The sequence below is a fragment of the Rhodanobacter terrae genome (assembly GCF_042657005.1).
Taxonomy (GTDB): Bacteria; Pseudomonadota; Gammaproteobacteria; order Xanthomonadales; family Rhodanobacteraceae; genus Rhodanobacter; species Rhodanobacter terrae.
In genome coordinates this window covers 112,437-137,241 of record NZ_JBHSNG010000001.1, presented here as the reverse complement: position 1 = coordinate 137,241, position 24,805 = coordinate 112,437, and the positions used below count along the sequence as shown (strand labels likewise).

The 24,805-nt window shown below is 60.9% G+C and carries 27 protein-coding genes; 10 read left to right on the top strand and 17 right to left on the bottom strand.

Features of this window, described 5'->3' with window-relative positions; all coding sequences use genetic code 11:
* The first annotated feature begins 7 nt into the window (after positions 1-7).
* The 3 genes from ACFPPB_RS00595 to ACFPPB_RS00585 are packed head-to-tail and all read left to right on the top strand — an operon-like array spanning position 8 to position 2,981.
* Positions 8-1,270, top strand: coding sequence for a DegT/DnrJ/EryC1/StrS family aminotransferase (locus ACFPPB_RS00595; protein WP_377323354.1), 1,263 nt, complete (start codon positions 8-10; stop codon positions 1,268-1,270).
* Positions 1,222-2,163, top strand: a complete 942-nt coding sequence (locus ACFPPB_RS00590; RefSeq protein ID WP_377323352.1) for an NAD-dependent epimerase/dehydratase family protein — start codon at positions 1,222-1,224, stop codon at positions 2,161-2,163. The genes ACFPPB_RS00595 and ACFPPB_RS00590 overlap by 49 nt, the downstream gene beginning before the upstream one ends.
* Entirely contained in the window at positions 2,160-2,981 is an 822-nt protein-coding gene (locus ACFPPB_RS00585) for a glycosyltransferase family 2 protein (RefSeq protein ID WP_377323350.1), read from the top strand. The genes ACFPPB_RS00590 and ACFPPB_RS00585 overlap by 4 nt, the downstream gene beginning before the upstream one ends.
* A gap of 156 nt (positions 2,982-3,137) precedes the next feature.
* On the opposite strand, the gene ACFPPB_RS00580 is transcribed toward ACFPPB_RS00585, so the two are convergent.
* Positions 3,138-3,938 (bottom strand): glycosyltransferase, encoded by an 801-nt coding sequence (locus tag ACFPPB_RS00580; RefSeq protein ID WP_377323348.1) that lies wholly within the window; start codon positions 3,936-3,938, stop codon positions 3,138-3,140.
* 368 nt (positions 3,939-4,306) lie between these two features.
* Here ACFPPB_RS00580 and ACFPPB_RS00575 point away from each other — a divergent pair, with 368 nt between their 5' ends.
* From ACFPPB_RS00575 to ACFPPB_RS00565, 3 genes are read left to right on the top strand one after another with little or no spacing between them, the layout of a single operon-like run.
* Positions 4,307-5,380: a glycosyltransferase family 2 protein gene (locus ACFPPB_RS00575; protein ID WP_377323346.1), complete on the top strand. Its 1,074-nt coding sequence runs from the start codon at positions 4,307-4,309 to the stop codon at positions 5,378-5,380.
* Between the two features lie 11 nt (positions 5,381-5,391).
* On the top strand, positions 5,392-6,486 hold the full coding sequence (gene glf, locus ACFPPB_RS00570) for a UDP-galactopyranose mutase (protein WP_377323821.1): 1,095 nt from the start codon (positions 5,392-5,394) through the stop codon (positions 6,484-6,486).
* 4 nt (positions 6,487-6,490) lie between these two features.
* Positions 6,491-7,633 (top strand): glycosyltransferase family 4 protein, encoded by a 1,143-nt coding sequence (locus tag ACFPPB_RS00565; RefSeq protein ID WP_377323344.1) that lies wholly within the window; start codon positions 6,491-6,493, stop codon positions 7,631-7,633.
* Here ACFPPB_RS00565 and ACFPPB_RS00560 read toward each other — a convergent pair.
* From ACFPPB_RS00560 to ACFPPB_RS00525, 8 genes are all read right to left on the bottom strand, one after another.
* Entirely contained in the window at positions 7,600-8,337 is a 738-nt protein-coding gene (locus ACFPPB_RS00560; protein WP_377323342.1) for a class I SAM-dependent methyltransferase, read from the bottom strand. The two genes, ACFPPB_RS00565 and ACFPPB_RS00560, sit on opposite strands and share 34 nt — an antisense overlap.
* A gap of 13 nt (positions 8,338-8,350) precedes the next feature.
* Positions 8,351-9,328: a UDP-glucose 4-epimerase GalE gene (gene galE, locus ACFPPB_RS00555; RefSeq protein WP_377323340.1), complete on the bottom strand. Its 978-nt coding sequence runs from the start codon at positions 9,326-9,328 to the stop codon at positions 8,351-8,353.
* A complete protein-coding gene (locus ACFPPB_RS00550) occupies positions 9,325-10,557 on the bottom strand; it encodes a glycosyltransferase (RefSeq protein WP_377323338.1) in 1,233 nt (410 codons plus the stop codon). Before ACFPPB_RS00550 ends, galE begins: the two co-directional genes overlap by 4 nt.
* Positions 10,550-11,404: a glycosyltransferase family 2 protein gene (locus tag ACFPPB_RS00545; protein ID WP_377323336.1), complete on the bottom strand. Its 855-nt coding sequence runs from the start codon at positions 11,402-11,404 to the stop codon at positions 10,550-10,552. Before ACFPPB_RS00545 ends, ACFPPB_RS00550 begins: the two co-directional genes overlap by 8 nt.
* 421 nt (positions 11,405-11,825) lie before the next feature.
* Positions 11,826-12,233, bottom strand: coding sequence for a type II toxin-antitoxin system tRNA(fMet)-specific endonuclease VapC (gene vapC, locus ACFPPB_RS00540; RefSeq protein WP_377323334.1), 408 nt, complete (start codon positions 12,231-12,233; stop codon positions 11,826-11,828).
* Positions 12,233-12,463, bottom strand: coding sequence for an antitoxin (locus ACFPPB_RS00535; RefSeq protein ID WP_377323332.1), 231 nt, complete (start codon positions 12,461-12,463; stop codon positions 12,233-12,235). The genes vapC and ACFPPB_RS00535 overlap by 1 nt, the downstream gene beginning before the upstream one ends.
* Before the next feature lie 132 nt (positions 12,464-12,595).
* A complete protein-coding gene (locus ACFPPB_RS00530; RefSeq protein WP_377323330.1) occupies positions 12,596-12,991 on the bottom strand; it encodes a PIN domain-containing protein in 396 nt (131 codons plus the stop codon).
* Complete coding sequence (locus tag ACFPPB_RS00525; RefSeq protein WP_377323328.1) at positions 12,988-13,230, bottom strand: AbrB/MazE/SpoVT family DNA-binding domain-containing protein; 243 nt, start codon at positions 13,228-13,230, stop codon at positions 12,988-12,990. The genes ACFPPB_RS00530 and ACFPPB_RS00525 overlap by 4 nt, the downstream gene beginning before the upstream one ends.
* 278 nt (positions 13,231-13,508) lie before the next feature.
* On the opposite strand from ACFPPB_RS00525, the gene pilB reads away from it, so the two are divergent.
* The 4 genes from pilB (at position 13,509) to coaE (ending at position 18,339) form a co-directional block, all read left to right on the top strand.
* Positions 13,509-15,230 carry a type IV-A pilus assembly ATPase PilB gene (pilB, locus tag ACFPPB_RS00520; protein WP_377323326.1) on the top strand — a complete coding sequence of 574 codons (1,722 nt, stop codon included), beginning with the start codon at positions 13,509-13,511 and terminating at the stop codon, positions 15,228-15,230.
* Positions 15,231-15,374: 144 nt separating this feature from the next.
* Positions 15,375-16,649, top strand: coding sequence for a type II secretion system F family protein (locus ACFPPB_RS00515; protein ID WP_377323324.1), 1,275 nt, complete (start codon positions 15,375-15,377; stop codon positions 16,647-16,649).
* A gap of 215 nt (positions 16,650-16,864) precedes the next feature.
* A complete protein-coding gene (locus ACFPPB_RS00510) occupies positions 16,865-17,722 on the top strand; it encodes a prepilin peptidase (RefSeq protein WP_377323322.1) in 858 nt (285 codons plus the stop codon).
* Positions 17,719-18,339, top strand: a complete 621-nt coding sequence (gene coaE / locus ACFPPB_RS00505) for a dephospho-CoA kinase (protein ID WP_377323320.1) — start codon at positions 17,719-17,721, stop codon at positions 18,337-18,339. Before ACFPPB_RS00510 ends, coaE begins: the two co-directional genes overlap by 4 nt.
* An 84-nt stretch (positions 18,340-18,423) precedes the next feature.
* Here coaE and ACFPPB_RS00500 read toward each other — a convergent pair whose 3' ends face one another.
* The 8 genes from ACFPPB_RS00500 to ACFPPB_RS00465 all read right to left on the bottom strand — a co-directional run bounded on the left by ACFPPB_RS00500 (position 18,424) and on the right by ACFPPB_RS00465 (position 24,686).
* Positions 18,424-19,386: a Nudix family hydrolase gene (locus tag ACFPPB_RS00500; protein ID WP_377323318.1), complete on the bottom strand. Its 963-nt coding sequence runs from the start codon at positions 19,384-19,386 to the stop codon at positions 18,424-18,426.
* Positions 19,386-19,874 (bottom strand): dihydrofolate reductase, encoded by a 489-nt coding sequence (locus ACFPPB_RS00495; RefSeq protein WP_377323316.1) that lies wholly within the window; start codon positions 19,872-19,874, stop codon positions 19,386-19,388. The genes ACFPPB_RS00500 and ACFPPB_RS00495 overlap by 1 nt, the downstream gene beginning before the upstream one ends.
* A gap of 157 nt (positions 19,875-20,031) precedes the next feature.
* Complete coding sequence (locus ACFPPB_RS00490) at positions 20,032-20,826, bottom strand: thymidylate synthase (protein WP_377323314.1); 795 nt, start codon at positions 20,824-20,826, stop codon at positions 20,032-20,034.
* Positions 20,827-20,829: 3 nt separating this feature from the next.
* Positions 20,830-21,657, bottom strand: coding sequence for a prolipoprotein diacylglyceryl transferase (gene lgt / locus ACFPPB_RS00485; RefSeq protein ID WP_377323312.1), 828 nt, complete (start codon positions 21,655-21,657; stop codon positions 20,830-20,832).
* A gap of 143 nt (positions 21,658-21,800) precedes the next feature.
* The gene (locus tag ACFPPB_RS00480; protein ID WP_377323310.1) at positions 21,801-22,304 is read right to left on the bottom strand and encodes a TPM domain-containing protein; all 504 of its coding nucleotides are present in this window, start codon (positions 22,302-22,304) and stop codon (positions 21,801-21,803) included.
* Positions 22,304-23,194, bottom strand: coding sequence for a TPM domain-containing protein (locus ACFPPB_RS00475; protein WP_377323308.1), 891 nt, complete (start codon positions 23,192-23,194; stop codon positions 22,304-22,306). The genes ACFPPB_RS00480 and ACFPPB_RS00475 overlap by 1 nt, the downstream gene beginning before the upstream one ends.
* 2 nt (positions 23,195-23,196) lie before the next feature.
* Entirely contained in the window at positions 23,197-23,817 is a 621-nt protein-coding gene (locus ACFPPB_RS00470; RefSeq protein ID WP_377323306.1) for a LemA family protein, read from the bottom strand.
* Positions 23,818-24,311: 494 nt separating this feature from the next.
* A complete protein-coding gene (locus ACFPPB_RS00465; protein ID WP_377323304.1) occupies positions 24,312-24,686 on the bottom strand; it encodes a diacylglycerol kinase in 375 nt (124 codons plus the stop codon).
* Positions 24,687-24,805 lie beyond the last annotated feature (119 nt).

Below are 24,805 nucleotides of genomic sequence, written 5' to 3'. Positions count from 1 at the left end.
CAGCTTCATGCCACCGAACCATCGCCACGGATTCCCCGGAAAAATGATCACAAATTCCAATTACGCGTTTCCTCTCGTGGACTCAAGCTACGATAACCAGGAAATATTGCGCTGCATGGAAACGCTGCTGAGCGGTCAACTCACCATGGGGCAGCGAGTGCATGATTTTGAGCTTGCATTTGCTAAACATATCGGGACCAATTACGCGGTCATGGTGAACTCCGGATCATCCGCCAACCTTCTGGCAACCTCCGCAATAATCAATCCGTTGCGATCGAAAAGATTGAACATGGGCGATTACGTAGCAGTACCGGCAGTTTGCTGGTCAACATCGATTTGGCCGATCGTACAGCTCGGCCTTAAGCCAGTACTAGTAGACGTAGATCCCGCCACGCTGAACCTATCCATAGACTCCTTGCTTGAGGCGATAGTCCGCTTCCCAATCAAAGCGGTTCTTATGGTGCATGTGCTTGGTAACAGCACTGACATGTCGAAACTGCTGGATATCGTTGAAAAAAATTCATTGCTTCTTATAGAAGATACTTGTGAGTCACTTGGCTCCACGTTTGAAGGGAAGTCTCTGGGAACTCTCAGCGACTTTGGAACATATAGTTTCTACTTTTCGCATCATATGACGACCATCGAAGGCGGAATGGTTGTTGCAAAAAACCTCGAAGATTATGACTTGCTTCGATGCCTGCGCGCACATGGTTGGAGTCGGGAGCAAAGTAACCGTACCGAATTGGAAGCCATGAATCCGGCTATCGATCCGCGCTTCCTATTCGTCAACGTCGGCTACAACGTTCGACCAATGGAAATCCAGGCTGCATTTGGGCTTGAGCAATTGCGACGCTTGGACGAAATGAATGCCTACAGGAAACAGAACGCCTTATTGATGCGCCAGTCTTTTGAGCACAATCCAAAATGGCACTCGCAACTCCAATTTCCAAGTTCGCCGCTGGGAGTGGATGCGTGCTGGTTTGGCTTCCCATTCCTCATTAATCCAAAAATTACAATGGATTACAAACGCTTTACGCAATTGCTCATGGACGCCCGCATTGATACGCGCCCGATTGTTTCAGGAAATATGGACCTCCAACCTGCGGTTCGTCTTTTTGATATCGAGCGGTCGCTTGCACCTTTCACGGGAGCCCAACAAGTGCATGACCGTGGAGTCTTCATAGGAGTTCACGCCAAGCCGATCGAACCCGGTCGTATGGCGTGGCTCGCCGAATCGGTTCTCGATGCCATTGCGGTCACAAGCCAGTGAAGCTTTCAGCACTCGTTCCGCGACCCAGATTCCTGCCGCACTTTCACGCATGGGAAACGTTGCGTGAGATACGGGTTGCCGTGACTGGACAACGCGGTGTTCTAGGCTCCCTCCTCACCCAGCGCTTGCGTGAAAATGGTATCCACGTCGACGTATTCCCAGGTGACGTCTCCGATATCGCCGATATCACGCAGTGGATACGCTTAAGCCGAGCAGAAGTCATGTTTCACCTTGCTGCAATTGTTCCATTAGCAAAAGTCGAAGCGGACCCTATTGCCGCGATGAGAGTAAACGCCACGGCGCTAGTCGCAATTCAGGAAGCAGTTGCCAAATTTGTTCCCCAAAGCTGGTTCTTTCTTGGATCTACGAGCCATGTGTACTCCGCGGTCACGCATGTACACAACGGCTATCGTCGCCTCTCCGAAGCATCTGCCACCGAACCGCTTAGCCTGTATGGCGCAACGAAATTAGCGGGCGAGCGCATTATGGTCCCGTTGGCACGACATTTTGGGACGCAACTTTGCGTTGGACGCATTTTTAGCTATTTCCACGAACAACAGTCGTCGTCTTTCCTTATCCCTGGGCTCATTTCGCGCATTAACTCCGCGCATGACGAATCCGTGATCGAGGTGCGTGATGCCGACTGCGTCCGAGACTTTCTGCACGCTGACATGGTCATCGACGCAATATTGTTTCTGTGTGCCCGCCGCGCAGTGATGACGGTTAATATCGGCTCGGGTCAGGCAACGAGTGTTGGAGCGATCGCTAACCGATTGCGCGCGTTATCTTCGAAGAACATTTCGCTGCGATATCTTCCAGCAGCAACTCCGAATGGTCTAGTCGCCGATACCAAGGCGTTACGTTGCATCATATCAGCAGGACTTGATAAATGACGCCCGCATCGGTTTCTATCGTAATACCCGTTTACAATCGTGCACATCTTGTCTCCCGCGCGATTGACAGCGCACTTGCGCAAACTGTTACGTGCGAAGTAGTTTTGGTCGATCATGGAAGTACCGATGATATTTCCGCAGTTGTAAAAAACTACGGGTCAAAAATTCGCTATATCCGTCGCGACAATGACCGTGGTCCAATCGAAGCCTGGCGAGATGGCGCCGAGTCGGCAACCGGTGAATATCTGCATTTCACGTACGACGATGACTGGCTGGAGCCAGAATTTGTCGAAAAATGTCTTGGAGGATTTGGCAACGAGGTCGCATTTGTATACACGCGCGCGACATTGCATGACCCCAGCGCTGGCGCGACCCGCGTATTGCTGCGTCATCCAAGTGGAATTAATCCAATCAAAGATATCGTGCAATATCTGCTTCTCTCACCGCTAACCATCAGTCCGGGTTGTGCGATGTTCCGGCGTAACGATGTATTAAAAAATCTATTGCGCGAAATCCCTGGCGCAGCGGGCCCCTACGGAAAGAATTCGGGCGTTGGCGAAGACCTTCTACTGTTCTTGCTCACATCATTGAGTTACGACAAGTATGCGCATGTGTCGAAACCGCTTGCAGACTTCCTCGCGCATCCGGGAAGCATTACTGTTAATGCGCAGCGCACCGGGAAAGGCTCAATCCTTGCCGAGTCTTATGGAGTGGCCAAGGCATTCTATTTGAGCCAACCCGGCGCAGATAAACCCCTGCAAGGCTTCCGAAAAACTCTATTCCGGCTCCTCTGGGCAGTCCGATCATTCTTATCGTAGGAAACGGAGCAACCCCACTCATCCGCTCATCTCATACTTCGATCATTGGCGCCACTTTGACTATGGGGCTGTGCTTGAAAGCTGTCTTCAGTCCATCATCACCCGAATCGTCCGTGATTGGAATTAATCACTACCTTACTAATAGGGCTATCTGAGTTAACCGCTCCGCCGCGTACGCCAGATGCGCCACGGATGGAGTAGCGCATTCACGACCAACACCGCAAGCTGATAGACAGGGCGCACGTGAAAGATGCCGAGCTTCCAATTGATATACACAGACTCGGACACCATGCGCAATCGGTTTCTCGGTTGCGAGCTGATGCCGGCGGCGTCGAAGCGCGCGACCATGACGTCTAGCTTCGCGCTACGCCCAGCCAGCAATTCACCCAGCAACGTTTCGCCATCAGCGCAGATACGGCAACGCTCGTCGAAACGGAAGTCACGGAACACTCGCGCACGCTGGAACACACCCTGATGGCATGGCATCCATGGCCGACCGCCGCCCCATGGCCCACGTAAGCCCTGCCATTCTGGATTGCGCGCGCGCATATCGATACCGGAAGCTGCGTCAAACAGGGTAGTACCGCCGTAGGCGGTAGTAGTTTCCAACGGCAACTTGTCAAGTTCGTCCAAAACCTTTGCTAGCGTATCGGCCCCATACAGAACATCACCAGCGCCTAAAAACAGCACCCATTCCCCGCGCAGATGAGGCAGCACCTTGTTCCAAGCGTTGTAGATGCCGGTGTCGGGCTCGGACACCATGGTGGTCACAAGATTGCCAAATCCCTTCACCACGGCCAAGGTATCGTCGGTCGATGCGCCATCGACAATGAGCCATTCGAAGCTGTGGCACGTCTGCTCCTGCAGTGAGCGAGCGGTGCTCGATAACGCATTGCACGCATTGAATGTAGCTGTGATGATGCTGAACCGTGGCGCCGCAGACGCGTCGTCTGTCACTCTGGCGTCAGCTTGGCAACCAGTAGCACCTCGAGTTTGCATAACAGGCCGTATGTGGAGGCTTTTCATCGCAAGGAATCGGGGATATGAAGCTAAATGATGACACCATTGACGGAGTAGATCCTAGCTGGTGGGCAACTTTCTAGGTCGGCAGACTCAACTATGAAGTGCGACGCTTGGTGGACATGAGGATAGGACCAGCCTTTTGTCGATGTCACCTCTCAACTTCGACAGTTCAAGCACCACCCAGCAAGCATGCAGAACTGTTTTTTCGTGGCGACCGGGTCAGAGGTACGCTGGCAAGGACCTTGGGGATGCGCTCAAGTGACGACACCGCCAACGGCTTCACCATAGTCTTGGCATGATTTATGGATTCACCAACCATGCATTCTTGCAGCACTAGCGATAGACCTTCCATCACAGTCATCATTGCGGCCTACAACCGAGCAGGCCTCCTACGTCGCTCTATATGTTCAGCGCTCGAGCAATCATTGCCTGCACTCGAGATTTTGGTAATCGATGATGGCTCGACCGATGGAACAGATGTAGTAGCTCGAAAGCTGGCTCTTGCGGACAAGCGCATACGACTCATAAAGCTCCCCCATAATCTTGGCCCATCATCAGCTCGCAATACGGGCTTGGATCAGGCGCGAGGCGACTGGATTGCCATCCTGGATGCTGATGACATCTGCATGCCGAATCGTTTTGCGCGACAGGTTCAGTTTCTGCAACAAAACAACCTGGATCTCTGCGGCAGCTGGTTTGTGGAGTTCGGGCAGGGACTTGCCCGCACAGCACGCTGGCCGTATACCGAAGCCGCCTTGCGTGCAGCCATGCTGTTTCAAAGCACCATATGCCACCCTACGGTGATGGCCCGTCGTGAAGTATTCGACCATTACCGTTACCGGGAGGAATACCGGTTGGCCGAGGACTACGATCTGTTCGCCCGAACGATGGCCGACTTCCGGATGGCTAACGTTCCAGAGGTACTCCTGCGCTATCGCCGCCATCCAGGTCAGGCAACGCAAACCCAACGAGAGGCAATGGAGGATGTGACAAGGAATATCCGACTTGAAATATTGGCCACTCAGGGCATTGATGCATCCGAAGACGAACAGCGGTTGCACAATCTGATCCGTGCCCCCAAGTCCATAAGCAACCACGAAGACTTGCTAGGCGTAGAAGCGTGGCTGCTGAAGCTGGCTTCACTGCATGAAAATCCTGAAGCAAAAAAGATAGTCGCTTCGCAATGGGTACGCGCATGTGTACGAGCAGCACCACTTGGCATACACATGCTGCGGACCTATCGTGCTTCACCATTGCTCAGACTAGCCGGCGCCGGAACGCGCACATTGGTTGACCTGTCCATATTGGCCGCCATGAAGCTGGACTATCGCTCCTCACCTTTTGCCGCGTTGCGTCGCCTCGGCCTCAGCGCTTGACCGGGTTGAATATGAAATCTGCAACCATTCTGATTGTTGGCGCCGGGTTTTCTGGGAGCGTGGTTGCGAGCGAATTGGCCAGCGCTGGTCGTCGAGTGCACATCATTGACAAGCGCTCACATGTCGCCGGCAACGCGTACGACGAGTACGACGAATACGGTGTGCTGGTGCATCGCTATGGGCCGCATATTTTTCACACCAATGCCGAACGCATTTTCGAATACCTGTCGCGCTTCACCGAGTGGCTACCTTACGAGCACCGCGTGCGTGGCGTGGTGGATGGCGTCCCGTATCCCTTTCCTATCAACCGCGTCACGTTAAACCAGCTGTACGGGCTGGACCTGGACGAGGTCGGCGCAGCTGAATTCTTCGAGCGCGTGCGGGAACCGCGCGAACCGGTGATAACCAGCGAAGATGTCGTGCTGAATTCGGTGGGCCGCGACCTGTACGAAAAATTCTTCCTCAATTACACGCGCAAGCAGTGGGGTCTGGATCCATCCGAACTGAAGGCTGGAGTGGCGGCGCGCATTCCCGTGCGAACCAATACCGATGATCGCTACTTCACCGACACCTTCCAGGCGATGCCGTTGCACGGCTATACGAAGATGTTCGAAGCCATGCTCGACCATCCGAACATCACCGTGGAGCTAGGTGTGGATTTCGCCAACGTGCGCGATCGCGCGGGTTACGGCCATGTCGTCTACACCGGCCCCATCGACGCGTATTTCGACTATTGCTACGGCCCCCTGCCTTATCGCTCGCTTCGCTTCGAGCACGAGCATCTGCCAGCTATCGAGCAATACCAGGAAGTGGGCACGGTGAACTACCCGAACGACCACGCATACACGCGGATCACCGAGTTCAAGCACCTGACCGGGCAACAGCATGCCGGCACGTCCATCGTGCGCGAGTATCCGCAGGCGGAGGGCGACCCTTACTACCCGGTGCCGCGGGCGGAAAATGAGGCGTTGTTCAAGCGCTATGAAGAGCTGGCGAAGAGGGAGGCAAACGTAACTTTTGTTGGCCGGCTTGCGCAGTACCGTTACTACAATATGGACCAGGTCGTCGGCGCCGCACTGGCCGCTGCGAAACGGCTGACAGGCTGAGCGTATGCGCATCGCTTTCCTGTGCAAAAGGCAATACATGGGCAAGGACGTCATTGCGGACCGCTATGCGCGCCTGTATGAGATGCCGTTCCAACTCGCCAGGCTCGGTCATACAGTTGGCGGGTTTTGTCTCAGCTATCAAGGGCATGACAAGGGGCGCTGGGAGCACGATGCACAACCCGGCTCCCTGACTTGGGAGTCGCGTTCGCTGGGGCGGATGAAAGTAACGGCACTCTTTGCCTATCCACATCGCATGCTCCATCGCCTGCGTGAATTCGCACCTGACCTGTTGATCGGCGCCTCGGATATCCCTCACGTCGCGCTGTCGGCATGGTTGGCGAAGCGGCTAGACATTCCCTACGCCGTGGATCTGTACGACAACTTCGAGGGCTTCGGCCAAGCGCGCATCCCCGGCATGATACCGGCGCTGCGGCATGCGGTGCGCAGGGCCGCCCTAGTAACGACCACCAGCCAGCCACTGAAGGATCTGGTCATCGGCAGTTACAGTGCGCACGGCGAAGTCATCGCAATGCCGAGCACCGTGGACAAATCGGTGTTCCGGCCGATGGATCGGATGAGCTGCCGCCAGTCATTGGGACTGCCGGTGGACGTGAAACTGATCGGCACGGCCGGTGGCCTGTACCGCGACAAGGGCGTAGGCACCCTATATGAAGCGTGGAATCTCATCGTGCGGCAGCGCAACGATGTGTACCTTGTGCTCGCCGGCCCCGTAGATCCAGGCTTCCCACCACCTATTGGCGAACGTATTCACCACCTCGGCATGCTGCCCCACGCACGCACGGCCGAGCTTTTCAACGCACTCGATGTGGGCGCCATCTGCATCCGCGACACACCATTCGGCCGCTATTGTTTCCCGCAGAAAGCCTACGAAATGCTGGCGTGCAGGCTTCCGGTCGCCGCTGCGCGCGTCGGCGCCATGACTCCGTTGCTTGCGGATGTGCCATCTGGCCAATACGATGCCGACGATGCCGAAGGCCTAGCGCACGCCCTGCTCGCTCAACTCGACCGCCCTGCCGTAGCCGATGTGCTCATTGAGGATTGGGCGCAGTTGATTGCTGCGCTGGAACCGCGCTTGCAAGCGATCGCCGACAATCAATCCGAACGCTTGACGCCGCAGGCCACATAACCATCGCCCAGGTCATAGCGATAGAACCATCGCTGCACGCTCCGAAACGGTAGGAAGAGGTTACCGCTGACCAGTGAGAGCACGCGATTGATGGTCTTTGGCTTGGCTTGGGCGCTACGGATACTGCGCTGCTCCGGGGTAAGCCCTTCATAGCTGTGATCGTCGCGGATCAGGCGGTTTGAAAACCTGCGTGTCAGTTCGGTGATCGGGAATCCGTAATTGACGATGCGGATGTCTCCAATGCCAGCATCGGACAGCAGCGCCTGCAGGGCCGCCTTTTCGTAGCGGCGCACATGCCCCACGATCTCGTCCGACCGGCCGAATTTGCGCTGGTGTGCCGGCACGGAGACAAGGACGCGGCCACCCGGCTTCAGATGACGCACCCAGCTGCGAAGCACTTCCGCGTCGTGCTCTATGTGCTCGAGCACTTCAAAGGCAAGCAGGTAATCAAACGAAGCATCCGGGAGTCCGTCCAATTCATCGACGACGGCCATGCGATCCCCCGCATAGGCCAGGTTATCTCGCAACATCTGGCGACTGTCTTCGCCCAGGTCGTGGCAAGCACCGGAAAACCCCCTGTCGAGGAATATCCTCGTCATATGGCCTGTGCCGGCTCCCATCTCTACAAAACGACCCACGGGCCAAGACTTGCTGATGTCGTGCACGCAGCTTTCGCGGAGAATGAGTTTGGGCTGCTTCTTCATCGACTGACGATTCTCAGTAGCGTGGATTACAGTGCCAGCGCCACGCACTTTCAATGATCGCCGGCATGCCTTCATACGATGGGCGCCAGCCGAGTACCTCAGCGGCACGCTTGCTGTCGGCCACCAACACTTGTGGGTCGCCCGCTCGGCGTGGTGCCAGAGAGAACGAAATCGGCTTACCCGTGACTTTGCGCGCAGCTTCGATGACTTCCATGACGGTGTAGCCGCTGCCACTGCCGAGATTGAAGCGATGCGCGCCGCCGTGATTGTTCAGATAGCTCATGGCCAACAGATGTGCAGCCACTAGATCGGTGACATGTACATAATCACGCACGCAGGTGCCATCCCGCGTGGAATAATCGTCACCAAATATCAGCAATCCATCGCCCAGGCCCAATGCATTGCGCAGCACATTGGGGATCAAGTGGGTTTCTGGTGCATGAGATTCACCGATTTCACCGTCCGGGTCGGCGCCCGCTGCGTTGAAGTAGCGCAATGCCGCAGAGCGCAGCCCGTAAGCACCAGCGGCGTCCTCCAGCATGCGTTCGACCATTAGCTTGCTGGCGCCGTACGGGTTGATCGGCAACGTCGGATGCGACTCGTCGACATGGTCTGCCATCGGCACACCATAGACTGCTGCGGTCGATGAAAACACCAGCCGATCGACACCAGCATGACGCATCGCCTCCAGCAGATTCAACGTGCCTGTGACGTTGTTGCGATAGTAGGCATACGGATCTCGCGCCGATTCGCTCACCTGTGACAGCGCACAGAAATGCATCACGGCGTCAAAGCGATGCGTCGCGAACAATTCGCCGAGGGCTATCCTGTCGAGCAGATCACCTTCGACAAATTCACCCCACAGCATAGCGGCGCGATGGCCCGTCGACAGATTGTCGAAAACCGTCACCTTGCAACCCGCATATGCCAACCCCTTCGCCATGTGCGCGCCGATATAACCCGCGCCGCCACATACCAGAACGTGTGTCATGCCTGACCATCCTTTATGGCCGCATGGTGGATGCAACTTTCGAGCAGGCCAGCGTAACCGTCTGAAATCACCCTCCAGTCGACTCGATCCGCGGCGATAAGACGGATCTTCTGTGCCCGTTCCTGTGCCTGCTGCGGATTGCCCAACGCCGCCAGGATCGCCGATGCGAGCACCTGGGCATTCCTGGCATCGACGCAAACCCCCTGAGCTACATCACCGAGCAGGTCGCGAACGCCCGCAACGTCGCCTACGATCACCGGGCAGCCGCAACCAATTGCCTCCATCAGCACTACGGGCAACCCTTCCTGGTTACCCGAGTCGTCGCGAATGAACGGCGCGACAAAGATGCTGGCTCGGCGATAGAGCCCCGGCAACACTTCTTGCGACATGGCGCCGAGAAAATTCACATGCTTCTCGATGCCCAATTGCCGTACCTGTATCCGCAATGATGATTCCTCCGGCCCGAAACCGGCAATCGTCAAAGTCACTTCCGGCCAACCTGCAAGTACCGCAGGCATGGCGTTCAGCAGGTGTGGAAGGCCCTTCTTGGGTACCAGCCTGCCCACGAAAAGCAGCTCATCACGAGACCGTTCCACTTGCGCATCGACAACAAAGCGCTCGCGCAGATCCACGCCCATCGGCAATACCACCAGCTCAGGCGGATGCAGATTGATGCGTAGAGCTTCATCGCGCATGGCGGTGCTCACGACTGTCATGGCCGACGAGGAGCCGGCGACGCGTCGCTTGAGCACTTCCAGCCAACGCCCACGCAGGCCGAACAAATCGCCACCGTGCGATGTCACCAGGTAAGGAACGGCGGTTCCAAGTTTCAAGCGACGAGCGATCAAGCCCTGCGGAATCAGCCAATGAGCGTGGACGATATCGACCTTTCGACGCCGCAATAGTCGACGCGCGGCAAGATACTGGCTCAACACGAATCCCGGCACGAGCAACCACTTCCACGGAAACCTGCGCAGATTGGTGACGATGCCGCCATCGTTGACCAGAGTCTGCCATCGCCGTGGTGCGTAACGAAAACGCACTACTTCGACGCCATCGAGCACCCCGTCGAGATCCGCTCCGGGAGCATCGGGCACCAAGGCAATCACGTGAAAACGATCGACCAGCCTTCGACACAGTTCATGGACGAAACCGGGCTCGGGATCGTTGCGCCAGCGCGGGTAAGTAGACGCCAGCACCAACAGGGTAGGCAGTATCGGCTCACTCATACCGTCGATACATCAACCCCGTGATCTGCTCCGAAATCAATCCGATCAGGAATACGATGACAGCCGCACTCCACAACAGCGTGCTCATGTTGGTGAGCCGATGGTACGCAAACAAGGTGTAAGCGTAGTTGGCGCAACCAAGCAAAAAGAACAACACACTCGCCGGCACGAACAACTTCAACGGCGAATACAGCGTCGCGATCTTGAAGATGATCAGCAGGAAACGCACGCCATCGCGCACGGGCTTGATGTGGCTCTTGCCGATGCGCTGGGCGGCCTTGATCGGCACGTAAGCGACCGGGTAGGCGCTGCGGAAGAACGCCATGGTGCTGGTGGTGGGGTAGCTGAAGCCGTTCGGCAGCAGGTGCAGGAATTCGCGGAATTTGTCTGCGCGCACGGCGCGGAAACCGGAGGTGAGGTCGAGCACCGGATGCCCGGTCATGCGGGTTGCCAGCCAGTTGTACAAGGTGTTGGCTAGGCCTCGCCCGACACCGGCCTGGCTGCCCCAGTCACGGGCGCCGACGATCATGTCGTAGCCCCGGTTCAGTTGATCGAGCAGGCGCGCGATGTCGGCCGGATCATGCTGGCCGTCGCCATCCATGAACACCAGGATGTCGCCGGTGGCGGCGCGCGCTCCACGCTTGATCGCGGCACCATTGCCCATCGAGTACGGTGAGGACAGGCATTCGACGCCGCAGCTTTTGCAGACGCTGCGGGTATCGTCGGTGGAGCCGTCGTCGACCACGATGATCTCGGCGTCGGGGTGCGCAGCGCGCAGGCGCGGCAGCAGCGCGGCCAGCGCGGGGGCCTCGTTTTTGGCGGGCAGGATGATGCTCAGGCGGTTCAACAGATGGCTCCCCCGGGGTGAATGGGGATCATAGCTTGAAGGCTGGGGGACGGTTGGGGATGGGTTGAGGTTTTGAGCTTTTTCTCGCTTCTCTGCTCGGGGGAGGCTGAGTTGGGGTTGTTCCTGGTTGCAGGATCAAGAGCTCTTCCACGTCCCAACCTCCCCCTGCTTGCAGGGGGAGGAACAAAACGCAAAGAGCCGGCTCCAGCTTCTGCGGTGATTGGGGTTTGCAGAGTGAACTCGGGCAACGCGGCCACGTGCGCGCCGTGCTGACAGCGAGAGCGGCGGGCAGTACACGCCCTTATATCTCGATGGTCGTTTCGGCGATCATCCCCGACTGATCATCGGGAGGAACAGGCGGGGTCGTGCCCGCCCTACGGGACTGCCTGCAGGGGATGGCCGGGGCGGAGCTGCTCTTTGGCTACTCTGCCCAATTCGCGAGCCTGAGCCCAGGCACTCGTTCGAATTCACCGATGTTGTTGGTCACCAGCGTCACGTTGGCGGCGCGCGCATGCGCGGCGATCCACAAGTCATTGCCGCCAATCGGGGTACCGCGCTTGGCGAGCAAGGCGCGAATGTCCCCATAGTGCTCGGCGGTCTCGAAGGGCAACGGTAACACGTTGACGATTTGCGTGAATGCGTCGAGACGCAGCTGTGCATCCTCGCGGCGAGCACTCTTGGCGATGCCGAATTGCAATTCACCGTAGACGATGACGGATGTTGCGATACGCCCCGGCACATGACGGTCGATGCGCTGCTGCACCCGCGGGTAGCGGCCCGACAAGGCGTAGATGCAGATGTTGGTATCGAGCAGGTAGCCCAGAGACATTACAGTCCCTTGCGTTCTTGCGGCGGCAGGTCGGGAATGTCATCTGGCATCACATCGTCCGGCCACGACGGCAGCGCATCCAGCAGGTCGGCCAGCTTGGGCCATTTTTCGCGCAAGACGATTTCGTCACCGCGGCGGAAAATATCGACCTCGGTGGCGCGGAAGCGGAACGCCTTGGGCAGCCGCACTGCCTGGCTGTTGCCGGACTGGAAAATCTTGGCGGTAGTCATGATGACGATCCTCATGTATATACGCTGAGGATATACGCTGAGGCGTATTTTGTCACGTCCGTCAAGGAGGCGCGGCTTGACGGCTGTTTGTGCCGCGGCGCTAGCCGGTCGTACCGACGAGAGCGTCGGGATTCAGGCGATCAGGCTCATGCCAGCGTGCTTCGCGGCAGCCCGATCGAATGTCATGATGCGGTCGCAACCGACTGATGCAGCACTGCACGCAATCAGGCAATCGGCAAAATCGACCTTCGAACCACTGCAACTGCGCACCGCTTTCCAGACGACTTCCGCGCGATCCACCCTCAGCTCCTTGGTGCGCAGCAGGGCCTCCAATGCATCGAAAAGTTGCGTTCGATCCAGGCCATAGCAGCCACCCAACACCCAGACCAGCTCAATAACCGACACGATCGAGATCCAGCCCGGTGCATCGACGGTCAGCGTATCGAGCAAAACGGAGGCCTTGGCCGATTGCGCTACATCGTCCTGCATGATGTAGCGCACCAGTACATTGGTATCCAAACCGATCATTTTGCGGCGGCACCCGCCGCGGCGATCATGGCGTTCATCTGCTCGATCGATACGGGCTTGGCGGCCTTTCCGAACATGCCCTTGAGTGCGGTTACAGGACGCGTGGCTGCGATGAATTCGTACCGGCCTGGCGCGATTTCCACAAATTCCACCCGATCGCCCGTGCGTACATGCATGGCATCGCGTACGGCAGCCGGTATCGTGATCTGGCCTTTGCTGGTGACGCTGGCGGTAGTCATGACGCTCTCCGTAGTCATCCTTACTTCATTGTAAGGATGTCTTGGCGCGCGATCAACACGCTGACTTGGATCGGGACACAACCTGTGGCTGAGATTTCATGCGCATGCCATCGCAGAGGGTGCGCGTCTTCGGCAAGAAGAAAACTGCCAAGAAGAAAACTGCATGGAAACCTTGTGCGCCGCACCACCCATGAGGGTTCCGGGTCGCAGGGAATGGATGACCTGAGCGCCAGACTGCGGTAGATTCAACCACATACAGGGGCAAGGTCGAGTAGGTTATGTCATCTCAGCTGCAACCATCGCTCGTAGGTCTGTCCGGCATGGCGCGTCGGTTGGTGTCCGAGGGGGTGTTGCCGGAGGCCGATGTACGCAAGGCGATGGCCGACAGCGGCCAGCAGAAGGCGTCGCTGGGCGCCTGGTTGCTCGATCACAACCTGGTCGACAGCGGCCGGTTGACCCAGATCGCCTCGGCCGAATTCGGCATGCCGATGATGGATGTGGCCACGCTGAATCCGGCGACCATGCCGCTGGACCTTATCAGCGAAGCGCTGATCACCAAGCATATGGCGTTGCCGCTGTTCCGTCGCGGCAAACGCCTGTTTGTCGGCATTGCCGATCCCATGCAGTCGCATGCGCTGGACGAGATCAAGTTCCACTCCAACTGCATGGTCGAACCGATTCTGGTCGAACGCGGCTCGCTGCAGCGGGTGATCGAGAGCCTGCTCAACAGCATGCGCGACACCATGCCCGACATGGGTGGCGGCGATCTGGACGGCCTCGAGCTCGAGGTCGGCGACGAGGAGGCCGAAACGACCGGCATCGACGCGAACGCCATGGACGACGCGCCGGTGGTGAAGTTCGTCAACAAGATCCTGGTCGACGCGATCCGCCGCGGTGCCTCGGACATCCATTTCGAGCCATTCGAAACCCAATACCGGGTGCGTCTGCGCATGGACGGCATGCTGAAGGCCGTGGCCAGCCCGCCGATGAAGATGGCCAACCGCATTGCCTCGCGCATCAAGGTGATGGCGCAGCTGGACATCGCCGAAAAGCGCGTGCCGCAGGACGGCCGCATCAAGCTCAATCTGTCCAAGACCCGTGCGATCGACTTTCGCGTGAGCTCGCTGCCGACCCTGTTCGGCGAAAAGATCGTGCTGCGTATCCTGGACGGCTCCTCGGCCAGGATCGGCATCGAGAAACTCGGTTATGAGCCGGAGCAGCAGAAGCTCTTCATCGACGCAATCCACAAGCCGTACGGCATGGTGCTGGTCACCGGCCCGACCGGCTCGGGCAAGACGGTGTCGCTGTATACCGGCCTGAACATGCTCAATACCGCCGAGCGCAACATCTCGACAGTGGAAGATCCGGTGGAAATCCGCGTCGAAGGCATCAACCAGGTGCAGCAGAACGTCAAGCGCGGCATGACGTTTGCCAGCGCGTTGCGCTCGTTCCTGCGCCAGGATCCGGACGTGATCATGGTCGGCGAGATCCGCGACCTGGAAACCGCCGAGATCGCAATCAAGGCGGCGCAGACCGGCCACATGGTGCTGTCCACCCTGCACACCAACGATGCCGCGCAGACCATCGCGCGACTGATGAACATGGGCATCGCACCGTACAACATCACTTCATCGGTCACCTTGATCATCGCCCAGCGCCTGGCGCGACGCCTGCACGATTGCAAGAAGCCCCAGAATCTGCCGCCGCAGGTGTTGCTGGCAGCGGGTTTCAGCCAGGCCGACATCGACGCCGGACTGACCATCTACGAGGCCGGCGGCTGCGACGGCTGCAATGAAGGCTACAAGGGCCGCGTGGGCATTTATCAGGTGATGCCGATGCTGGAGGACATCCAGAAAATCATCTTGCAAGGCGGCAATGCGCTGCAGATCAGCGAGGTGGCCAAGGCCGCCGGAGTGAATGACCTGCGCGCGTCGGCCCTGCTCAAGGTGAAGAACGGACTGACCAGCCTGACCGAGATCGACCGGGTAACCAAGGAATAAGCCGGGAATATGGGACATCCGTAGCATCGAACTTGCGTCCGGCGCCACGGTTTGGCGCGACGGAAATGACATAAGCTGTACAAATACCTTGCCAGCCGCCCCACTTGAGCGGCTCGGGGATCGAACAACAGGGGGAAGATGCGCATGGCCACGGCTACCGCAAAGCTAAACGCAGACAAGACGCGTGCGCTAGGCGCGCAACGCGCCGAAGTCAGCCAGCTGACCACCTACGAGTGGGTCGCGCTGGACAAGCGCGGCAAACGCATGAAGGGCGACATGCCGGCGAAGAACGCTTCGCTGGTCAAGGCCGAATTGCGCCGCCAGGGCATGAACCCGCAGACCGTGCGGGAGCGTTCCAAGCCGTTGTTCGGTGCTACCGGCAGCACGGTCAAACCGGGCGACGTCGCCATTTTCAGCCGCCAGATCGCCACCATGATGGCGTCGGGCGTGCCGATGGTGCAGTCGTTCGACATCATTGCCGACGGCCAGAAGAACATTCGCTTCAAGAACATCCTGCTCGACGTGAAGCAGAACATCGAGGGCGGTGCGGCGCTGCATGAGGCGCTGGGTCGCTATCCGGTGCAGTTCGATGAGCTCTACTGCAACCTGGTGCATGCCGGCGAGACGTCGGGCGTGCTGGATACCGTGCTGGACACCGTCGCCACCTACAAGGAGCGCACGGAAGGGATCAAGAAGAAGATCAAGAAGGCGCTGTTCTACCCGATGATGGTGCTGGCGGTGGTATTCATGGTCTGCCTGATCATGCTGCTGTTCGTGGTGCCGGTATTTGCGAAGACCTTCCAGGATGCGGGTGCGCAGCTGCCTGCCCCGACCCAGTTGCTGGTCAGCGCCTCGCAGTTCATGCAGAGCTACTGGTGGGTGGTGATCGGCGTGATCGTGGGCAGCATTGTCGCGCTGGTCACCGCCAAGAAGCGCTCGGTGAAGTTTGCGCACTTCCTGGACCGGATGGCATTGAAGATGCCGGTGATGGGCAATATCGTGCGCAATTCGGCGATCGCCCGCTTCGCCCGCACGCTGGGCGTGACGTTCCGCGCCGGCGTGCCGCTGGTCGAGGCGCTGGACGCGGTGGCCGGGGCCACCGGCAGCGTGGTCTACGGCGATGCCGTCAAGCAGATGCGCGACGACATCTCGGTGGGCCACCAGTTGCAGCTGGCGATGAAGCAGACCGGCCTGTTCCCCAACATGGTGGTGCAGATGACCGCGATCGGCGAAGAATCCGGCTCGCTGGACAACATGTTGTTCAAGGTCGCCGAGTTCTACGAGGACGAAGTCAGCAACGCGGTCGACACGCTGTCCACCTTGCTCGAACCGATCATCATGGTCGTGCTCGGCACCCTGGTCGGCGGCATGGTGGTCGCGTTGTACCTGCCCATCTTCAAGCTCGCCGGCACGTTCTAGACGTCAAAAAGCGCGACACGAAAACGGCGGGCACAGCTCGCCGTTTTGTTGTCGCTGTTGTTGTAGGAGCGCACTCGTTCGCGATGCTCCGATGTTGATTGCCGCCAAGGGCATCGCGCACGAGTGCGCTCCTACATGATGCACGTGCACCCGCGAACCGCCGTACCCTATGCCGTACCCGCTCGATCGCGGAACCCAAGACACAAGGCTGACGCATGCCCGATCTCCCCTTTGCCCTGTGGATCGCCCTGGCCGGCGTGCTCGGCCTGCTGGTGGGCAGTTTTCTCAACGTGGTGATCCTGCGCCTGCCCGAGCGCATGGCGGCGGACTGGCGGCGGGAGGCGCGTGACGTGTTGGAGCTCGAGGCCGATGTGACGCCGCTGCCGCCGGGCATCGTGCGCGAGCCATCGCATTGCCCGCATTGCAAGCATCCGTTATCCGCGATGGACAATATTCCGCTGTTCGGCTGGCTGCTGCTGAGTGGGCACTGCCGCTACTGCAAGGCGCCCATCTCGATCCAGTATCCGTTGGTGGAACTGCTCAGCGGCGTGTTGAGTGCCGTGATCGTATGGAAGTTCGGACCGTCTTGGGCCGCCTTGGCGGGACTGGCGCTGACCTGGACCCTGATTGCGCTGTCGGGCATCGACTTCCGCACTCACCTGCTGCCTGACCAGCTGACCTTTCCGCTGCTGTGGCTGGGCCTGCTGCTGGCGCTGCTACCCATGTTCGTCGACGCGCCCTCGGCGATCATCGGGGCTGCCGTTGGCTACCTGAGCCTGTGGAGCGTGTACTGGGTGTTCAAGCTGCTCACCGGCAAGGAAGGCATGGGCCACGGCGATTTCAAATTGCTCGCCGCGCTCGGCGCATGGATGGGACCGCTGTCGTTGTTGCCGACGATCCTGCTGTCGTCGCTGATCGGCGCGCTGGTCGGCGGCACGTTGATCGCATTGCGCAAGCATCAGCGGGAAATCCCGATGCCGTTCGGCCCGTTCATCGCCGCCGCCGGCTGGGTCTGGTTCGTGGCCGGCCATGGCTTGCTGCAAGGCTATATGCAGCTGACCGGCCTGCGATGAGCGAGCGGCCACATGCGCTGGTGATTGCGCTGACCGGCGGGGTCGCCGCCGGCAAGACGGCCGTGGCGCGGCGTTTCGAGGCGCTGGGCGTGGCCGTGCATGATGCCGACGTGGCCGCCCGTGAAGTGATCGAGCCAGGCACGGGCGGCCTGACCGCGGTGGTCGATGCATTCGGCGCCGGTGTGCTGGACGGCGCGGGTCGGCTGGACCGCCCGGCCATGCGCCGACGCGTGTTTGCCGACCCCGCCGCGCGCAAGATGCTGGAATCGATCATCCATCCGCGGGTGCGCCAGTGGCTGCGCGAGCGGGCGCTGGCCGAACGTGGGCCGTATTGCCTGCTGGCGATTCCGTTGCTGGCCGAGAACATCGCACACTATCGCTGGGTCGATCGCGTACTGCTGGTCGATGTGCCCGAACCGGTGCAGATCACGCGATTGATCGCCCGCGACGGCATCGACGAAACGCTGGCGCGGCGCATGCTGGCCCAGCAGGCCAGCCGTGCCGAGCGGCTGGCCCTGGCCGACGACGTGATCGAGAACAACGGCGACGAGCCCGCGCTGGACCGCGCCGTCGTCGAACTGCATCGGCGCTACCTGGCGCTGGCTAGCGCGCGCTGATCGTAGGAGCGCACCCTGTGCGCGATGCTCTTCGCTCCAACCATCGCGCACAGGGTGCGCTCCTACCGCTGGCGGAGTTCGCTTCTAACGCCAGAATTCGCGGATGCCGGCTGCGCCTTGCCCGCTGCACTGGCGGGCCTGTGCGATATGCGAGGGTGCCATGCCGCCAAGCGCGTAGACCGGCAACGGGGCGGCCTCGGCCAGTGCATGGAATCGGGACCAGCCCAGCGGCGGTATCTGCGGGTGACTGCGGGTGGCGGCTACCGGCGACAAGGTGGCGAAGTCTGCACCGATACCTGCTGCCTGAGCCAGCTCTCCCGCGCCGTGGCAACTGGCGCCGACCAGCTGCCACGGCGGCAGGGGGCGCTCCGACATCGCGGCCAGTTGCGTACTCTTGAGCTGCACGCCGGTGCCCAGTGCCAGCGCGCCGTCGACGTCGCCATTGAGCAGCAACTGGGCGCCACACCGGCGGGCCAGCGGCAGCAGAGCCGCGGCCAGTTCGTGCACGTGTTCGCGCGGCCACAGCGGCAGGCGCAGTTGCACCAGTTGCGCGCCGTGTTCGATGGCCCGGCCGATGCGCTCGAACCAGGCGTCGCGTTGATCCGGGCGCACTTCGGCCGGTGTGATCGGATAACGATGGGGCAGCCGCAGAGCCTGCAGGATCGCCCGATCGGCCGGAGCCAGCGTCGCCGGATCGATTTGCGCCGGCGGCAGCCATTGCAGGGCCTGCCCTTCCAGCGATTGCGGCGTACCTTCCCAACGCTCGGTCTGCCAGGTATCCAGCAGCAGTTCGCGCTCGAGGTCATGGCGCGGCACGCGGATCAGCGGCTCGGCATGCTGCAAGGTGACGCCCAGCTCTTCGCGGAGTTCACGCGCCAGCGCCGCCACCGGCGTTTCGCCGGGTTCGAGTTTGCCGCCGGGGAACTCCCACATGCCGGCCAGGTGCTTGCCGGCCGGTCGCTGCGCCAGCAGCACGCGTCCGTCGGCGTCATGCATCACCGCAGCCATCACGTGCAAGAACGGCTTCGGCGCAGCGGGAGTGGGCATCAGCCGTTGCGCAGGTATTCGACCATGTCGAAGTCGTAGGCGTGCTCGGCATCGGCCTTGTGGTGCACGCGCGAGACCTCGGTCCAGTCGCTGAAATGCACGCCGGGGAAGAACGTGTCGGCACCGTCGATCGCGGCGCTGACCCAGGTCAGATACATGCGGCGGGCGCGCGGCAACGCCTCGGCAAACACCATGCCGCCGCCGATCACCATCAGGCCGGTGCCACCGACGCGCGCCTGCGCCTCTTCGATCGAACGCACGGTGATCTGGTCGGGGAACGGCGCCTCGTGGCGACGCGACAGCACCAGGTTGACCCGGCCCGGCAATGCACGGCCGATCGACACGGCGGTGTTGTAGCCCATCAACACGTTCTTGCCCGTGGTCAGCTGCTTGAACCAGCGCAAGTCATCGGGCAGATGCCAGGGCAGCTGACCTTTACGGCCAATGGCAAAATTTTCGTCGAGAGCGGCAATCAGCGAGATAGCCATAACGAGTCCTTGAAAAGCTTGATCATGGGAGTGGCCTGCGCCTGCGGATGGCGCCGCCGATTGCATCGAATCTTAACAGGGTGCGGCCGCCGCGGCGCTCCGCAGGTAGTTGCGAAAGAGGCCGATGGAGGGCCGTTCCGCGCACGTCTGTGCGCTCCTATACGGCCACCTCGGCCTTGATCGCCGGGTGCGGCTGGTAATCCTCGATCGCGACGTCCTCGTAGCGGAAATCGAAGATCGAGCGCACCTCCGGGTTGAGCTTCAGCTGCGGCAGCGGCCGCACTTCGCGGCTCAGCTGCAGCCGAGCCTGCTCCACGTGGTTGTTGTACAGATGCGCATCGCCCAGGGTGTGCACGAAATCGCCCACACCCAGCCCGCAGACCTGCGCGACCATGTGGGTGAGCAGCGCGTAGCTGGCGATGTTGAACGGCACGCCGAGGAAGATGTCGCCGGAACGCTGGTACAGCTGGCAACTCAGTTTGCCGTCGGCAACATAGAACTGGAACAGACTGTGGCATGGCAGCAGCGCCATCTTCGACAGTTCGCCCACGTTCCATGCGCTGACGATCAACCGGCGCGAATCCGGGTTGCGCTTGATCTCGTCGATCACCCACGCGATCTGGTCGACCGTGCCGCCATCGGCGGTTCGCCACGCGCGCCATTGCTGTCCGTAGACCGGGCCGAGATCGCCGTTCGCATCGGCCCACTCGTCCCATATGCGTACGCCATGCTCTTTCAGGTAGGCGATATTGGTGTCGCCCCGCAGAAACCAGATCAGCTCGTGCACGATCGATTTCAGATGCAGCTTCTTGGTGGTGACCAGCGGGAAACCCTGGTTGAGGTCGAAGCGCAGCTGCCTGCCGAACACGCTGCGCGTGCCGGTGCCGGTGCGGTCGGTCTTTTCGGCGCCGTGATCGAGCACGTGGCGCAGCAGATCGAGATAGGCGCGCATATTTCAGGCCTTCGCGGCGACGGGCGCCAGCGGCAGTGTCGGCGCCCGCCGCGACAGCGCGATCAGCACCAGTCCGACCGCGATCAGCGGCAGCGACTGCATCTGCCCCATCGTCACCCACTGCGTGCCGAACAGGTAACCGAGCTGCACGTCGGGCACGCGCACGAATTCCACCGCGAAGCGGAAGCAGCCGTACAGCAGCGCGAACAGGCCGGAAACCAGGTAGCGCGGCCGCGGCTTCAGCGACACCAGCCACAGCACCACGAACATCACCAGACCTTCCAGCAGCATCTCGTACAACTGCGAGGGGTGCCGCGGCAACCGGTCCGGCGCATGCGGAAAGATCATCGCCCACGGCAGGTCGCTGGGCTTGCCCCACAGTTCGCCGTTGATGAAATTGCCGAGCCGGCCGAGACCGAGACCGATCGGCACCAGCGGCGCCACGAAGTCGACCGTGTCGAAAAAATGCAGCCGCTGCCTGCGCGACCACCACCAGCCGGCCGCCAGCACGCCGAGCAGGCCACCGTGGAAACTCATGCCGCCGTCCCACACCTTGAACAGCGTCTGCGGCGCGGTCCAGATCCAGTCGATGTCGGCATAGAACAGCATGTACCACACGCGTCCGCCCACGATCACGCCCAGCATGCCGTAGAACAGCAGGTCGCCCAGCGCGTCGCGGCTGACCGGCAGGCGCCCGCGCCGGCGCCGGTACTCGCCCAGCACGGCGACAAAGAAGAATCCGAGCAGGTACATCAGCCCGTACCAGTGCACCTGGATCGGGCCGAGGTGAAACGCGACCGGGTTGATATCGACGACGAAAGGCTGGGTCATGGGGACAGGGCTGGCTGGCAAAGTCCAAGTGTAGCGGGCCGGGAATGCCCGGCGTCAGCACCTCTTCCGATCGCGCCCGGATGGGAGGCTGAAATCGCCGGCGGACACGGCCCTATTTAAGAGCTCGCCCCCGCAAGGACGAATCAGAGCAGTACGGGCCGATCCGGCAACTCGTCCGGGTTGGCCCGGCCGTTGCCGGGGAAATGCCGGGCCAGCAACGCATTCGCGGCGCCGATGCCTGCGAGGCTGCCGTCACGCCAGTGCCCATGGGCGAAGCGCTCCTGCATGCGGGCGCAGATGTCGTTCCATTCGCTGGCTGACACTTTCGCCGCGATGCCGCGATCGGCGACGATCTCGATGCGATGCTCGGCCATCAACACGTAGAGCAACACGCCGTTGTTGCATTCGGTATCCCACACCCGCAACTGGGCGAACACCTGACGCGCGCGGGCCGGCGCATCGAGGCCGTCCAGCACGGCCAGCGGCGCCAGCCGCGATTCGATCGCGAAGCGGACTTCGCCGAGGTGGCCGCGCTCGCCGGCCTCGATGGCCGCAGCCATCTCGTCCAGCAGCGCCGCCGGGAAACGGCGATGCAGTTGAAACCAGCCGCCGAACAGATTGATCAGCATTCGCCGCATGCGTGCCATCACCAGCTCCCCGAAGCACCGCCGCCGCCGAAGCTGCCGCCACCGCCGCTGAAACCGCCGCCGAGGCCGCCACCACCGCCGCCACCACCCCAGCCGCCACCGCCGAATCCACCGAATCCGCCCCAGCCGCCGCCACCGATCGAACGTCCGGCGCCACCGGGCAGCAACATCAGCACGCCGCCGACCAGCGCGCCGATGATGCCGGCGCCCATGGAAATCAGCAGCCACAACAGCCCGCCGACCAGCAGCGCACCCAGCGGCGCCCGAATCCAGGTTGCGGCCCTGCCCAACACGCCGCGAAGAAACAGCGCCAGGAACACGCCGATCATCAGGCCGTTCTGCAGACCGGGGCCGGAGCGCTCGTTGTCGGACGAACCCTGCACCGGCGGCGGCAACGCCTCGCCGTCGATCAGCAGGGTCAGCGCACCGACTGCGTCGCTGATGCCGCCGAAATAGTCGTTGCTGCGGAACTTCGGCGCGATGTATTCGCGGATGATGCGCGCCGTGGCCGCGTCGGGAATCGCGCCTTCCAGGCCATAGCCCACTTCGATGCGCACGCGGCGGTCGTTCTTCGCGACCAGCAGCAGCACACCGTCATCGATGCCCTTGCGGCCGACCTTGTTCGCCTCGGCCACGGCCAGCGAATAGCCCTCGATGTCCTGCCCCGCCGTGCTGTCGACCATCAACACCGTCAGCTGCGCCCCCTTGGCCTTCTCCAGCGCGACCAGCTGGGCATCCAGCTGATCGACCTGCTGCGCCGTCAACGTGCCGGTGAGGTCGGTGACGTGACGGGCAAGCTTCGGCACCGCCGCATCGGCCGCATGCAGCAGGGCCGGCGACAGCAAGGCCATCGCCAGCATCAGCCACAGGCGCGGCAAGCGCCGAAGCATCGTCAATGTGCCGAGGCGGCGGGTGCCGGCGTGCCGGTGCCGAAGTCGACGGTCGGCGCGGTGGAGATCGCCTTTTCGTTGTCCACGCTGAAATTCGGCTTGACCTTGTAGCCGAACATCTTGGCGGTGAGGTTGTTCGGGAAGGTGCGGATCATCTGGTTGTACTGCTGCACCGCCTGCACATAGCGGTTGCGCGCCACGGTGACCCGGTTTTCGGTGCCTTCCAGTTGGGCCTGCAGATTCTGGAACAAGCCGTCGGCCTTGAGCTGCGGATAGTTTTCGCTGACCACCATCAGGCGCGACAACGCGCTGCCCAGCTGACCCTGCGCGGCCTGGAACTGCTGCAGCTTCTGCGGATCGTCGAGCGAATCGGCGTTGACCTGCAGGCTGCCGACCTTGGCGCGGGCCTCGGTCACCTCGACGAAGACTTTCTCCTCGTGCTGCGCATAGCCCTTGACCGTATTGACCAGGTTCGGCACCAGATCGGCGCGACGCTGGTACTGGTTGAGCACTTCGGACCAGGCGGCCTTGACCGCTTCATCCTGTCGCTGCATCGCGTTGTAACCGCAGCCGGTCAGGCTGACGGCGAGCAACAGCAGCACGAGATTGCGCAGAAGTTTCATGGGGTCGCTCCGCTCCGGTGGAAGATCATTCCATCATCCCATGCCATCCAGTGCAATCATGGCGGTCGGGGATGCTCTGAATTCGTCCAGACGCGAAAATCAGAAGCCTTTTATCTCGATGATTTGCGGCGACAAGCACTGGAAGATTCGGACTTGTTCAGACCACCCCAAGGAACGACGTCCGTGCGTTCCGGAGAAAGGTACAACCCGGCCGTGGTCCGCATCGTGGGAGCGACTTCAGTCGCGATGGCCGCGGCAGCGGCCTGCAGCATCCCGGCGTTGCAGCGGCTCGATGCTCAGTCAGGCGGCGCAGCGCGCTGCTACGCGATCGCGACTGAAGCCGCTCCCACAAGGATGAAGTCGCTCCCACAAGGGGCGCCCTTCTCCAGACCGCAGTGGACTTATTCAGACCATCCCTAAAGTCGCTCCCACAGGCAAACGGGCATTCTGGCGACCAGCGGAAGCTTGTTCGGGGCTTCTTAGGAGCGTCATGCTCAGCCGAGCAGGCGCGGCCCGAGAATCAGCGCCCAGCTCAATACCACCAATATCAACAGCACGAATACCGCCGCCGAGCCCATGTCCTTGGCGCGTCCGGCCAGCTCGTGGAATTCCGGACTGACTTTGTCGACCACCGCTTCGACCGCGGAATTGAGCAACTCGGCCGACAGAACCAGCAACGGCGCCAGGATCAGCGCGAATTTTTCCAGCCCGCCGTCGCCCAGCCACAGGCCGAGCGGCACCAGCACGATCACCAGGCAGGCTTCCAGCCGGAACGACGCCTCGTGGCGCCAGGCGGCCCTGAAACCCTTCATCGACCACTGGAACGCGTTCCAGAGCTGTTTCGGACCCCGAAAACCCTCGGCTGCCATAACGACGTACCCGTTCAGGCAGCCGCCGGCAGCGGCGACCCGGCAGGGGCCATGACGGCGGCAACAGACGGCGGCGCAACGATCGACATGGGCGACGACTTCCCTTCAGGCAGGCAGAT